Source organism: Corallococcus sp. AB038B, assembly GCF_003668955.1.
GTDB classification, from domain to species: domain Bacteria; phylum Myxococcota; class Myxococcia; order Myxococcales; family Myxococcaceae; genus Corallococcus; species Corallococcus exiguus.
Genome location: NZ_RAWO01000002.1, coordinates 1,216,409 through 1,229,104 on the forward strand (window position 1 = coordinate 1,216,409; position 12,696 = coordinate 1,229,104).

Genomic DNA, 12,696 nt, shown 5'->3' on the forward strand with positions numbered 1-12,696 from the left:
CGTGGACATTCCCCTCTGGCCCATGCCGCATGAGCCGTCACGTCTGGGGCGTCCGTCCCGGCGCGCGGCCACCGCGGCGGTGGAGACCCACATCGCCGTCCTCAAGGGCGAGCCACTGAAGGCCGCGCTCGCTACCGCGCTGCGAGAGGCGGAAGGGCTGGGCGGACAGGAGCGGCGCTTCGTGGCCCTGGCGGCGCGTGAGTTGTCCCGGCACACGCGGCTGTTGGACCTGGCGGCGCGGCAGCTGGGGCATTCCCCGGGCAAGCACGCGCTCACGGAAGATACAGCGCTGGTGCGCTACACGCTCTGGCGGCGCCTCTTCTGTGGCGAGGGCTGGGCGCGCATCGGGCCAGAGGTGAAGCTGCCGGGACCGGTGCGGCCGCGCACGCTGCATGACGCGGTGCTGGAGGGGCTGGCGACGAAGCCCCTCGCGGAGCCCGCCGCGGCGGAGGGCTCGGAGGCCGTCATCGAGCGGCTGGCCACCCGGTACTCGTTCCCCGGTTGGCTCACGCAGCGGCTGGCGCAGGTGTATCCGGAAGGAACGCTCGCGGGGCTGATGGCGTCCCTGGATGAGGAGCCGTCGCTGCACTTCCGCGCGCGGCCTCCGGGCACTCGCGACGCGGTGCTCGCGGCGCTGGCGGAGGAGGGCGTGGCGGTGGAGGCGGTGCCCTGCGCTCCGGACGCGCTGCGGGTCGCGGACTCCAGCCACCGCATCTTCGAGTCGCGGACCATGAAGGCCCGGCGGCTCCAGGTGCAGGACGTGGGCAGTCAGCTCATCGTCCTGGCGTGCCTGCCTCCCGGGGCGACCTTGGAGGGGCTCGCCGTGGCGGACGTGTGCGCGGGGGCTGGCGGCAAGACGCTGGGGCTCGCGGATCTGGTGGGCGCGAAGGGGAAGGTGCTCGCCGGAGATCACTCCAAGCGGCGGCTCTCGGACGCGCGCGACCGGGTGCGCGAGTTCGGCCTGAAGCAGGTGTCGTTCCCGTACCCGGTGCCGCTGGATGCGGTGGACGTGGTGCTGGTGGACGCGCCGTGCAGCGGCACGGGATCCCTGGCGCGCGAGCCGGATCAGAAGTGGAAGCTGTCCGCGAAGGCCGTCACGGAGTTCCAGGCCACGCAGTCCAAGCTGCTCGCGGAGGTGGCCGCGCAGGTGAAGCCGGGGGCGCGCATCATCTACGCCACGTGCTCCGTGCTGCCGGAGGAGAACGACGCGGTGGTGGAGGGCTTCCTCCAGAAGCACCCGGGCTTCGCCCTGGAGCCGGTGGGGGAGGGCTGGGCGCCGGAGCTCCAAGTGGGCGTGGACGGTCCCTACCTGCGCGCCCTGCCGCCCCGGGTTCCTGGCGGGGGCTTCTTCGCCGCCCGGCTGGTCCGCAAGGCGGGTTGACAGTCGCCGAGCCGCCACGTTACGCACGAACGACCTTCTCCTCTCCCGAGGGTGACAGCCGTGGCGGCAGATCCGAAGCAGAACGAAGTGATGCAGCAGATCAACGAGGCCTTCCAGGCGGCCGAGGCCAAGCTGGCCAAGCTGCGGGAAGCCGTCGAGCGCAACACGGAGCTGGCGCGGGCCAACGGCAAGGCGGCCTTCCTCAAGGACAAGAAGGAGCAGACCCACCGCGAGCTGGGCGAGGCCGTCTGGCAGTCCATCCAGGCAGGCCGGCTGGAGCTGCCCGCGAGCTTTGCCCGGCTGCTGCAGAACATCGCGGCGGCGGAGAAGGCGGCGGCGGACCACGCCGCGTCCCTCACCGACCTGCTTCGGGAAGGAGAAGAGGTGGCGGATCGTTTGAAGGTAAAAACCGTCGCGAAGCCGCAAAAAGTTGTGGCGTCCGGAACGAAGAAGCCGTAGAAGTCGCGCCGCCTCACGGCACGGACCGCCCCCCACGGCGGACCGGGCAGCACGCAGCAGAAGAGAAGGGGCTATAGCTCAGCTGGGAGAGCGCTTGAATGGCATTCAAGAGGTCACCGGTTCGATCCCGGTTAGCTCCACACTGAATTGAGAGAGGCCCGCGAGAGAAATCTCGCGGGCCTTTCGCTTTTGGGGCCTCCGCTGGGGCCACCACGCCCTGGCGCCCTCGCTACGGGTTCGCCGGGACGTCGCGGGGCAGCCGCACGGTGAAGGTGGTCCCCCCGTCGGCGGTGGACTCCACGGTGATGATGCCCCCGTGGGCCTCCACCAGCTTCTTCACGATGTAGAGCCCCAGGCCGATGCTCCGGCTGCTGTGGTCCACCTCGCCGCTGGGGCGCTGTAGCGGCTGGAAGAGGCGGCCCATTTGCTCCGGGGAGATGGGGGCCCCCGCGTTGTGGATGGACAGCGTCACGGCGTCGGCCGTGCCGTGGGTCTCCACCCGGATGGCGGTGTCCCGGGGGCTGTACTTCAGCGCGTTGGTCACCAGGTTCTGGGCCAGCTGACTCAGCCGGTCCGGATCCCACGCGCCCAGACCGCTGCCGCTCCGGCGCCGGCGGATCTCCCGGTCCGGGTGCGTGGCTTCGATCTCCTCCAGCACGCCGTCCACGATTTCGTGCAGGTCCGACGCGCGCCGCTGGATGTGCAGCCCCCCGCCCAGGCGCGCCTGGGTGAAGTCGAGCAGGTCGCGGATCATCCGGTGGGCCCGCTCCGCGGCGGATTGGATGCGGCTGACGGCCTTGGTGCTGCGCTCGTCCAGCTCCTCGCGGCGCATCAGGCTGGCGGCGCCCAGGAGGATGGCGCTCACGGGGTTTCGCAGGTCGTGGCTGACGATGCCGATGAGCTGCTGTTCGAAGTCCGCGCGCTGCTGCTGCTGGGCCTGGGCCTGGCGCAGGTCGTGGACGTCCATGGAGGTGCCCACCCACTTGATGATCCGGCCCTCCGCGTCCTTCACGGACAGGGCGCGCACCAGGTGCCAGCGATACAGGCCATCGCGGTAGCGCACCCGGTGCTCGGCCTGGTAGCGGTCGCCGCGCGTCAGGGCCTCCACCCAGGCCTGTCCGCTGGAGGCAAGGTCGTCCGGATGGATGATGTGCCGGTAGCCCCGGTCCAACAGCGTCTCCGCGCTCACGCCGGTCTCCTCCGTCAGCACGCCGTTCACGTAGATGACCGAGCCATCCGGGGCGGTGACGAAGACGGCCTCCGGCAGCGCCTCCGCGAGCGTGCGGAACTCCTCCTCGCTGCGGCGCAGGGCGTCCTCCGCGGCCTTGCGCAGGGTGACGTCCTGCATGGCGCCCACCATGCGCAGCGCCGTGCCAGCGGCATCCCGCACCACCCAGCCGCGGTCCTCCACCTGGGCATAGGTGCCATCCGCCTTGCGGAAGCGGTACTCGGCGCGCCAGTCGCTGCCTTCGGGCGCGTCCGCGATGGCGTGGAGGCTTTCGATGGCCTGCGCGCGGTCCTCCGGATGGACGGCGTCCGTCCACCAGTCCAGCGCTGTGGGCACCGTGCCGGGCGCGTAGCCGAAAAGCGTGTGGATGCCCTCGCTCCAGGTGAGCTGCTGGGTGCGCAGGTCCAGATCCCACACGGCGTCCTTCGTGGCCCGGGTCGCCAACCGGTAGCGCGTCTCCGACAGCTTGAGCGCCTGGAGGAGCTCCTCGCGCTGGGCGCGCGCCCGCGCGGCGTTCACCGTTCCCTCCAGGCGGGCCACCAGCTCGCGCACGCCGAAGGGCTTCACCAGGTAGTCGTCCGCGCCGGCGGTGAGGCCCTCCACCTTCGCCTCCTCGCCCGCGCGCGCGGACAGGAGGATGACGGGGACGTGCGCCGTGCGCGGATCCGACTTCAGCGCGCGCATGAGCCCGAAGCCGTCCAGCTCCGGCATCATCACGTCCGACAGCACCACGTCCGGCGGTTGCCGCCGTGCCAGCTCCAGCGCTGCATTGCCGTCCGCGGCGGTCGTCACCCGGAAGCGCCCCTCCAGCGACCGCCGCACGTAGTCGCGCATGTCCGCGTTGTCGTCCGCCACGAGCACGTGCCCCCGCACGACCCCCGGAGGCGCCTCCGGGACGGGCGCGGGCGCGGGCGCTTCCTCCGCGTCCGACAGCCACTGCGCCGCCTCTTGCACGAAGACCTCTGGATTCGGAGCCCGGACGGCCTCCCGCGAGGAGTGCCTCAGCTGCGCGGGTGGCAGGTGCGCCGTGCCGGTGGGCAGGGACACGGTGAACGTGCTGCCCTGGCCCAACGTGCTCTCCACGGAGACCTGGCCGCCGTGCAGCTCCACCAGCTCCCGCACGAGCGCCAGCCCGATGCCGCTGCCTTCATGGCTTCGGCCCCGCGCGCCCTCCACCCGGTGGAAGCGGTCGAAGACGCGGGGCAGCTCGTGGGCGGGGATGCCCGTGCCCGTGTCGCTGACGGACAGCTCCACCCTGCCTTCCTGTTCGCGGAGCCGGACGGTGAGGGCGCCGTGGAAGGTGAACTTGAAGGCGTTGGAGAGGAGGTTGAGGACGACCTTCTCCCAGAGATCGCGGTCCACCCAGACGGGGGTGGACAGGGGAGGGCAGTCCACCTGGAGCCCCAGCTCCGCCTTCTTCGCCAGCGAGTCGAACGCGCTCGCGAGCCCCGCGGTGAGCGGCCCCAGGTCCGTGGGCTCGAAGGTGGCCCGCATGCGGCCGGCCTCCAGGCGGCTGAAGTCGAGCAGGCTGTTCACCAGCTTGAGCAACCGCTGGCTGTTGCGCTGGACGAGCGCCAGCCGCTCGCGGTGCGCGGGCTGTATCGGGCGCTCCCCGTCCGCGAGCACGTCCCCCAGCGGCCCCAACATCAACGTCAGCGGCGTGCGGAACTCGTGGCTGACGTTGGAGAAGAAGGCCGTCTTCGCCCGGTCCAGCTCCTCCAGGGCCTCCGCCTGCCGCCGGGCGTCCTCATGCGCGCGGGCCCCGGCGATGGCGGCGCCCAGGCTCCCGGCGACGAGCTCCAGGAACGACTGGTACGACGCATCCGCGGGCAACCGCGGGGACATGCCCAGCACGAGCACGCCCGTGGGATTCGACTCGCCGGGGCGGGCCATGGGCAGGACGAGCGCGGAGCCCGGCTGTGGCACACCGTCCCGCAGGGGGAGGGGACCGAAGCGGGCCTCGAGTCCCTGGACCCGCTCGGCCTGCCCGGAGTGGATCACCTGGGCCAGGGGCCAGGGAGAGGCCTCGCCCTGCTCCAGGCCCACCTCCTTGGGGCAGAAGGCGCCGTCCCCCTCCAGGCCCATGCGCCCCTCCAGCCGCGCCCGGGCGCCGCCCGCGTCCACGCGGTAGAGCAGCGCGAACGGAAGGTCCGCGGGGTTGGTGGCGAGCGCCTCCATGCCACGCGTGGAGGCGTCGTGGACCTTGAGGCTTCCGCCCGCGCGTGAAGCCACCTCCTGCAGTGTCCGGAGGCGGCGCGCGTCCAGCACCTGGCCGGTGGTCTCCACCACCGTGTCGAGCACGCCGTTGACCGCCCCGGACTCGTCGCGGATGGGGCTGTAGGAAAAGGTGAAGTAGGTCTCCTCCAGGAAGCCGTTGCGCTCCATGAAGAGGCGCTGGTTCTCCGTCATGATGGGGCGGCCCTCGCGGCGGACCTGCTCCACCCACGGGCCGATCTCGTCCCAGACCTCCGCCCAGACCTCGTGTCCGGGCCTCCCCATGGCGGCGGGGTGCTTGCCGCCCAGGATGCGGCTGTAGGCGTCGTTGTAGAGCTTCACCGCCCGCGGTCCCCAGAACACCATCATGGGAAAGCCCGAGGTGAGGCACACGCTGGCGATGGTGCGCAGGGACTGCGGCCAGGAGGACACCGGACCCAGCGGCGTCTTCGACCAGTCCATGGAGCGCATCAGGGCGCCCATCTCGCCGCCGCCGGCGAGCACCTCCAGGGCCGCCGCGCGGTTGGAGTCATCCGGTGGCAGCGCGGGTGCGTTCCCGCCGTGTCCGCCGGACGTCCTGGAACCGTGACTCATGCCCGTTCCGTAATCGAAGCCCCTCTGGGAGGCCAGGGGAGGAACGGGGGAGGCCGGCCGCTCCAGCGCCTGCCAGCCCGCCAGCGTTCACGGCGAAACGGTCCCGCGGCCTGGCGCCCATCCCGCGAAGAGCCAGGATGGGGAAGGGCGCCACGCCACGGATGACCGCGCGCGGGGACTACTTGCCCGCGAAGACGTTCATCACGTCCTTGAGCAGCTTGAGCGACTCGCCGTGGGGACGCTGGAAGGCGTTGCGGCCCATGATGGAGCCGAAGCCGCCACCCTGGTGGATCTGCTTGATGTCCTCCATGAGGGCGGACGTCTCCTTCGCCTCGCCGCCGGAGAAGATGACGATGCGCTTGCCGTTGAACGCGGAGCGCACCACCTCGCGCACGCGGTCCGAGAGCGTCTTGGTGGAGATGTTCGCCTTCTCGAAGGCCTTCTTCGCCTCCGCCTGCTCCAGGAAGTCCGTGGGCGGCTTCACCTTGATGATGTGCGCGCCCAGCTGCGCGCTGATCTGCGCCGCGTACGCCACCACGTCGATGGCCGTCTCGCCCTCCTTGCTCAGGGCGCCGCGCGGGTAGGCCCAGAGCACCGTGGGCAGGCCGTAGGACTTGGCCTCCGCGATGATGTCGCGCAGGTCTTCGTACTGCTCGTTGCGGGCCGCGGAGCCCGGGTAGATGGTGTAGCCCACCGCCGCGCAGCCCAGGCGCACCGCGTCCTTCACGGACGACGTCACCGCGGACATGGGCGCGGCCGTCTTGGCCAGCGAGTCGGAGTTGTTCACCTTCAGGATGAGGGGAATCTCACCGGCCAGCTTGCCCGCGACGGCCTCCAGGAAGCCCAGCGGCGCCGCGTACGCGTTGCAGCCGGAGTCGATGGCCAGCTGCGCGTGGTAGTCCGGATCATATCCCACGGGGTTGGGACCGAAGGAGCGCGCGGGGCCGTGCTCGAAGCCCTGATCCACCGGCAGGATGACCAGCTTGCCCGTGCCCGCGAGCGTGCCGTGGTTCAGCAGGCGCGCCAGGTTCGTCAACGTGCCGGGATTGTCGGAGGGATACCAGGAGAGGATCTGCTTGACGCGGTCGGTGTAGGCCATGGGTTTTCCTTGAAGGAAGGCGTCGAAACTGGCGCGGGATTCTGCGTTCCTTGTCCGCGCCCACCAAGCACTGTCTGAACGGAATGTCCGCGACTGTCACGCCCTCTACGCGCCTTCCCGCGCGAGCCGACTGGAGGGAAGCCGACATCCGGCCCCCCGGGTAGGTGCACAGAAATGCTGCGCCGTCGCGGGCTTCCGGATATGCCCGGCGGCACACGAGGCGGACCACAGCATGGGCAGAGAAGTCGGCAGGGTCGTCGCAGTGGCAATGATGCTCACCGGTGGCGTGGCGGGCGCGCAGATCTCGCCCACGACAGCCCCCTCGAATGCTCCTGGAACGGGGGCGCCGGGGACCGCGGCTCCCTCGCCCGGCAACCTGTCCCCGGGCACCGTGCCCACCCCTTCGCCCGGCACCTCTCCGGCCCCTGGCCCCTCGGGCACCGGTTCGTCCGCCGCCAACCCCACCCCCGGCACGCGCGCGCCGCTGCCGGGCCCCGCCGCCGTGAACCCCGGTCCGGCCGCCGAGCCGGGCAACGCCGCCGCCAAGGGTGCCACCGCCGGCACTCCCAAGCCGGCCTCCGCCACTCCGGGCGCGCAGGATCTGGGCTCGTCACCCATCGCCCCCGGCTCGGGAGACGGCGCTCGGGGCGACCTCACCCCCGGCGCTCCCAGGGGCGCCCCGGAGGAGGCCCAGAACCAGGCCCCGGGCACCTCCCAGGCCACGAAGCCCCTGAAGGGGCCCATCACCCTGGCCCAACTGGTGGCGCGGGCGCGCACGCAGGACGCGCGCGTGGCGGAGGCCAGCGCGGAGCTGCGCAAGTTCCAGGCGCTCTATGATCAGGCCCGCTGGGCCTGGTTCCCCCGGTTCGAGATCACCCTGGGCGCGGGCGGTCCCGTCCCCGAGGCGCGCAACAACGGCCTGGGCGGCCCGCCCACCACGGAGGCGTCGCTGGAAGGCGACTGGAACTTCGGCAAGGTGGGCGTGACGGTGTTCTCCACCGGCAACGCGGTGCTGCCGCTGTACACGTTCGGCAAGCTCTCCGCGCTGGAGAAGGCGGGCGAGCAGGGCCCCAAGGTGGGCGCGGCGCTGCGTGAGCGCGTGCGCGCGGAAGCGGGCTTCCAGGCCGCCCAGGCGTACTACGGCTACCAGCTGGCCCGGGCTGGCCTGAAGCAGCTGGAGGACGTGTCCAAGCGCCTCAAGGACGCGGGCGACAAGATCGACGCGCTCCTCAAGGAGGACTCGGATCAGGTGACGAAGCTGGACACCTACAAGCTGGGGTACTTCCGTCAGCTGGTGGAGTCGCAGCGCGCCACCGCCGTGCAGGGCGAGCAGTTCGCGCTCACCGCCATCCGGCTCCTCGCCAGCGCGGGCCCGGACGAGCAGGTGGAGGTGATGGAGGAGGACCTGCCGCTCCAGGGCGACGTGAACGTGCCCGACCTGGAGACCTCGCTGAAGCAGGCCAACGAGCGCCGCCCGGAGCTGAAGGCCATCGCCGCGGGCATCATCGCGCGCGAGCAGGAGGTCATCATCCGCGAGCGCAGCTACTACCCGGACCTGGGGCTCGCGGGTTACTACGACGTGCGCTGGACGAGCAGCGCCACGCGCCAGCGCAGCCCCTTCGCGTACGACCCGTTCAACGACCGCACCGCGGGCCTGGGCCTGGTCATCCGAGGCACCTTCGACATCCCCATCAAGGACGCGCAGCTGGAGCAGGCCCGCGCGGAGCTGGACAAGATGCACGCGCAGGAGCTGACGCTCAAGGCCGGCATCCAGCTGGAAGTCACCCAGGTGCAGAGCCAGCTGGCCGCGTCTTATTCGCGCGCGAAGTCCTTCACGGAGGCGGAGAAGAACGCGAAGCGCTGGGCCACCGCCGCCTACGCCGCCTTCGACCTGGGGACCGGCGACACGCGTGAGCTGGTGGACGCCTTCACCGCGCTGGCCCAGGCCTCCGCCGAGCGCGGCAAGAGCTGGCACGACGTGCGCGTCGGATTGGCGTCACTCGCCCGTGTCACCGGTGCCGTCCCCGCGACGGATGAATAACCCTTCCAGGCTGCCAGTCCTCACAGGTGTCGTCACACCTGAACTTCTACCCGGAGCTTCATCGATATGATTGCTTCCCTGCTTGCCGCCACGCTGCTCGCCGCCGCTCCCGTGAGCCCGCTCAACGTGGTGAAGAACGGCAACGCCGCCGTGCAGAAGGCGGCCAACGCCCCTGGCGCCAATGTGCAGTCCCTGGCGACCGTCGTGGAGTCCTTCGTGGACTTCGAGGAGCTCGCCAAGCGAGCCCTGGGTGAGAAGGCCTGGGCGGGCCTCACCGCCGCCCAGCGCAAGGACTTCACGGAAACCATGACGGGCCTGCTGCGCGCCTCGTACGCCCAGAAGGCCATCGGGCAGGCGAAGGCGGACGTGAAGTACGGCAAGGAGAGCGTGCAGGGGACCGAGGCCACGGTCGACACGGAGCTCACCGTGAAGACGGACCAGGTGCCCGTGAACTACCGCCTCTACAAGGCCACGCCCAAGGCCGACTGGCGCATCTACGACGTGATTACGGACGAGGTCTCCCTGGTGGACACCTACAGCGGCCAGTTCAAGAAGATCCTCTCCACCAAGGGCTTTGACGGCCTGCTGACGACGCTCAAGTCCAAGCGCGCCCAGCTGGAGAAGGAGAACGCCGGCACCAGCGCGGCCTCCGTGAAGGAGTCCGCCGCCGGGGGTTCGGGCGCCGCGCCGCAGGTGAAGTAGGGCAGGGCGTTTCCCAACGACTTCAAGCAGTGACCTTCCGCCCGGGTGCCTCAAGCGCCCGGGCGGAAGTGTTTCAGGACGACGTCAGACGGGCCGCTGGAACACGCGGTACGTCTTGGAGCGCTGGCCGCCCATGGACTCGATGGCGCGGTTGACCAGGTGGTTGTCCTCCAGCGTCCACGAAATCTCGCCGCCCGTGTACCCCAGCTCCTTCGCGTTGCGCAGGGTGTCCAGGTAGAGGATGGCGTCCAGGCCGCGGCGCCGGTAGCCCTCCTTGATGCCCAGCGTGAGCAGGCGCAGCCGCTTGAGCTTGCGCGACGCCAGCACCAGCTTCACCAGGCCAATGGGCAGGCCGAACGTCGTGAGCCGTCCGTTGGCCGCCTTGAACGCCTCGTTGGCGTCCGGCAGCGTCATGGAGAAGGCGACGGGCTCGCCCTTCACCTCGGCGATCAGCACCAGCTCCGGACGCACGATGGCCTTCATCTCCTTGGCCATATGCTCGAACTCGCGGTCCGTGAACGGGATGAAGCCCCAGTTCTTCTCCCAGGCCGCGTTGTAGATCTGCTTGATGCGGGCGACCTCGGCGGGGAAGTCCTTCAGGTTCACCGCGCGCACGGTGACGCCCTCGCGCTGGCGGATCTTCTCCGCGATGCGCGCCACCTTCTCCGGCGGCGGCGTGGACGCGGACAGCTCGAAGGCGAACAGGTCCTTCGCCTTGGTGAAGCCGCACGTCTCCAGCAGCCCCGCGTAGTACGTGGGGTTGTAGGGCATCATCAGCGCGGGAGGGCTCTCGTAGCCCTCCACGAGCAGGCCCCAGTCCTGGTTGGAGGAGAAGTTGGCCGGCCCCAGCACGGAGTCGATGCCGCGCGCCTTCAGCCACGCGCTGGCCGCGTCCAGGAGGCCCCGGGCCACGCCCGCGTCGTTCACGCACTCGAAGAGGCCGAAGAAGCCCTCCTTCGTGCCGTGGAACTCCATGTGGCGCGGGTTCTTGATGGCGGCCACCCGGCCCACCACGTCCTGCCCGCGGCGCGCGAGGAACAGCTCCACCTCCGCGTAGTCGAAGAAGGGGTTCTTCTTCGGGTCCAGGAAGTCGCGGCGCTCCATCTCCAGAGGCGGCACCCAGTTCGGGTCGTCACGGTAGAGCGAGTACGGCAGCCGGATGAACGCCGTCCGGTCCGCCGCGCCGCGCACTGGGGTCACCTGCACGTCGGTGGTCATGGGAGTAGGGGAGGCGGAGGCGTCTTCGTGCTTGGCGGGGTGGGCCATATGAGGGGGACTTAGTTCCTTTCGGCCTGGTTGCCGCCGTCGGAACTGTCGCTGCCGTTGCGCATGAACAGCTGGGCGCCCTTCTCCAGGAGCACGCCACCCAGCTCGCTGCGCTTCTCCCACAGCTTCTTGGGCGCGCCGCCCAGCCGCCGCAGGTCCTCCGGCTGCAGGTTCGCCGCGCGCCAGGTGAGCTGCTCCACCGCGTCGAAGAACTTCCCGGCCATCTCCCGCGACGACATCCGCGACAGCTGCTCCAGGCTGAAGCCCTTGTCCGCGAGCAGGCCCGCGCTGCCCGCCGCCCACGTCTCGCTCGCCTTGTTGCTGCGCACCGCGCTGCCCGGCCGGGCGATCTTCACCGGCTCGTACACCGTGGGGCGCGTCTCCGGGATGACGTTGAGCTTGCGGCCGATCTTCTCGAACGTGTCCAGCACCTGATCCAGCTGCGCGTCCGTGTGCGTGGCCATGTAGCTGGTGCGGATGAGCGCGTGGCCCGCCTCCACCGCCGGCGGAATCACGGGGTTGGCGAACACGCCCGCCTCGTGCAGCGCGCGCCAGAAGCGGAAGCACTTCACCTGGTCGCCGATGTGCACGGGCACCACCGGCGTCACCGACACGCCCGTGTCGAAGCCCATGGCGCGGAAGCCGTTGTGCATCTTCTCCGCGATGTCCAGCAGGCGCTCGCGGCGCTGCGGCTCCGCCTCGATGATCTCCGTCGACTTCAGCGCCGCCGCGATGGACGCGGGCGTCATGGACGCGGAGAAGATGACCGAGCGCGCCTTGTGGCGGATGTAGTTGATGACCTCGAAGGGGCCCGCGAGCACGCCGCCCAGCGACGCGAAGCTCTTGGAGAACGTGCCCATCACCAGGTCCACGTCCTTCTCCAGGCCGAAGTACTCCGACGTGCCCCGGCCCAGCTCGCCCAGCACGCCCATGGCGTGGGCGTCATCCGTCATCACGCGGGCGTTGTACTGCTTGGACAGCTCCACGATGCGGGGCAGGTTGCAGACGTCGCCCTCCATGGAGAACACGCCGTCCGTGACGATGATCTTCCCGGCGCCCGGCTCCGCCGCGGCCAGCAGCTGCTCCAGGTGCTCCATGTCGTTGTGGCGGAACTTGCGCTCGGTCGCGAACGACAGGCGCACGCCGTCCACCAGCGACGCGTGGTTCGCGCGGTCGCTGAACACGATGTCGTGACGGCCCAGGATGGACGCCAGCGCCAGGTTCGTCTGGAACCCGGTGGAGATGACGATGGCCGCCTCGCGGTTGAGGAACTTGGCCAGCCGCGCCTCCAGCTCCTCGTGCAGCGCCAGCGTGCCGTTGAGCAGGCGCGAACCGGAGCACGTGGTGCCGAACTTCTCCGTCGCCTTGATGGCCGCTTCCTTCACGCGCGGATCCGCCGCCAGGCCCAGGTAGTTGTTCGAACCCACCATGATGACCCGCCGCCCCTCGATCTCCACCTCCGTGGAACCGTGCGACGCCTCGATGGCCCGGAAGTACGGATACAGCCCCGTGGCCTTGGCGATGCGGTAGTCCTTCCAGGTACGGCACTTGTCGAACACGTCGCTCATGGTGGTCTTTCTTACGCGTCGGAGGGTGTGATCCGAGCCGCTTTCCATGTGCAGGGCGCGTTCCAGGTTCGGATTGCCCGGCCGCGCGAACACCCAGGAGGACGACGCGAGGGGGTCAATAAAGAGGGAAAACCGCACTGTCAA

Annotated in this window: 8 protein-coding genes and 1 tRNA gene; 5 read left to right on the forward strand and 4 right to left on the reverse strand. The window is 70.3% G+C overall.

All coding sequences use genetic code 11. From position 1 onward, the window contains the following. Nucleotide 1: 1 nt before the first annotated feature. The 3 genes from D7Y04_RS16040 to D7Y04_RS16050 all read left to right on the forward strand — a co-directional run bounded on the left by D7Y04_RS16040 (nt 2) and on the right by D7Y04_RS16050 (nt 1,980). Entirely contained in the window at nt 2-1,381 is a 1,380-nt protein-coding gene (locus D7Y04_RS16040; RefSeq protein ID WP_233601444.1) for an RsmB/NOP family class I SAM-dependent RNA methyltransferase, read from the forward strand. A gap of 60 nt (nt 1,382-1,441) precedes the next feature. Further along, entirely contained in the window at nt 1,442-1,840 is a 399-nt protein-coding gene (locus D7Y04_RS16045) for a hypothetical protein (protein ID WP_120598570.1), read from the forward strand. Between the two features lie 67 nt (nt 1,841-1,907). Beyond that, nucleotides 1,908-1,980 (forward strand) — tRNA-Ala (locus D7Y04_RS16050). A gap of 89 nt (nt 1,981-2,069) precedes the next feature. Here D7Y04_RS16050 and D7Y04_RS16055 read toward each other — a convergent pair. Together D7Y04_RS16055 and D7Y04_RS16060 are read right to left on the reverse strand one after the other, a co-directional pair. Continuing rightward, nucleotides 2,070-5,876: an ATP-binding protein gene (locus D7Y04_RS16055; protein WP_121759852.1), complete on the reverse strand. Its 3,807-nt coding sequence runs from the start codon at nt 5,874-5,876 to the stop codon at nt 2,070-2,072. 178 nt (nt 5,877-6,054) lie between these two features. After that, nucleotides 6,055-6,975: a class I fructose-bisphosphate aldolase gene (locus D7Y04_RS16060; RefSeq protein WP_120598568.1), complete on the reverse strand. Its 921-nt coding sequence runs from the start codon at nt 6,973-6,975 to the stop codon at nt 6,055-6,057. Nucleotides 6,976-7,207: 232 nt separating this feature from the next. On the opposite strand from D7Y04_RS16060, the gene D7Y04_RS16065 reads away from it, so the two are divergent. Together D7Y04_RS16065 and D7Y04_RS16070 are read left to right on the forward strand one after the other, a co-directional pair. Then, nucleotides 7,208-9,016 carry a TolC family protein gene (locus tag D7Y04_RS16065; RefSeq protein WP_121759853.1) on the forward strand — a complete coding sequence of 603 codons (1,809 nt, stop codon included), beginning with the start codon at nt 7,208-7,210 and terminating at the stop codon, nt 9,014-9,016. 66 nt (nt 9,017-9,082) lie between these two features. Next, a complete protein-coding gene (locus D7Y04_RS16070; protein WP_120597842.1) occupies nt 9,083-9,718 on the forward strand; it encodes a phospholipid-binding protein MlaC in 636 nt (211 codons plus the stop codon). 84 nt (nt 9,719-9,802) lie between these two features. On the opposite strand, the gene D7Y04_RS16075 is transcribed toward D7Y04_RS16070, so the two are convergent. Then, a complete protein-coding gene (locus D7Y04_RS16075) occupies nt 9,803-10,984 on the reverse strand; it encodes an N-acetyltransferase (RefSeq protein WP_120579412.1) in 1,182 nt (393 codons plus the stop codon). Nucleotides 10,985-10,995: 11 nt separating this feature from the next. Beyond that, nucleotides 10,996-12,552 carry an aminotransferase class I/II-fold pyridoxal phosphate-dependent enzyme gene (locus tag D7Y04_RS16080; protein ID WP_120597841.1) on the reverse strand — a complete coding sequence of 519 codons (1,557 nt, stop codon included), beginning with the start codon at nt 12,550-12,552 and terminating at the stop codon, nt 10,996-10,998. Nucleotides 12,553-12,696: the final 144 nt, after the last annotated feature.

Excerpts from the sequence above, each read along its gene's own strand:
- D7Y04_RS16055 (WP_121759852.1), bottom strand. The coding sequence starts at position 5,876 with ATGAGTCACGGTTCCAGGACGTCCGGCGGACACGGCGGGAACGCACCC.
- D7Y04_RS16060 (WP_120598568.1), bottom strand. The coding sequence starts at position 6,975 with ATGGCCTACACCGACCGCGTCAAGCAGATCCTCTCCTGGTATCCCTCC.
- D7Y04_RS16065 (WP_121759853.1), top strand. The coding sequence starts at position 7,208 with ATGGGCAGAGAAGTCGGCAGGGTCGTCGCAGTGGCAATGATGCTCACC.
- D7Y04_RS16070 (WP_120597842.1), top strand. The coding sequence starts at position 9,083 with ATGATTGCTTCCCTGCTTGCCGCCACGCTGCTCGCCGCCGCTCCCGTG.
- D7Y04_RS16075 (WP_120579412.1), bottom strand. The coding sequence starts at position 10,984 with ATGGCCCACCCCGCCAAGCACGAAGACGCCTCCGCCTCCCCTACTCCC.
- D7Y04_RS16080 (WP_120597841.1), bottom strand. The coding sequence starts at position 12,552 with ATGAGCGACGTGTTCGACAAGTGCCGTACCTGGAAGGACTACCGCATC.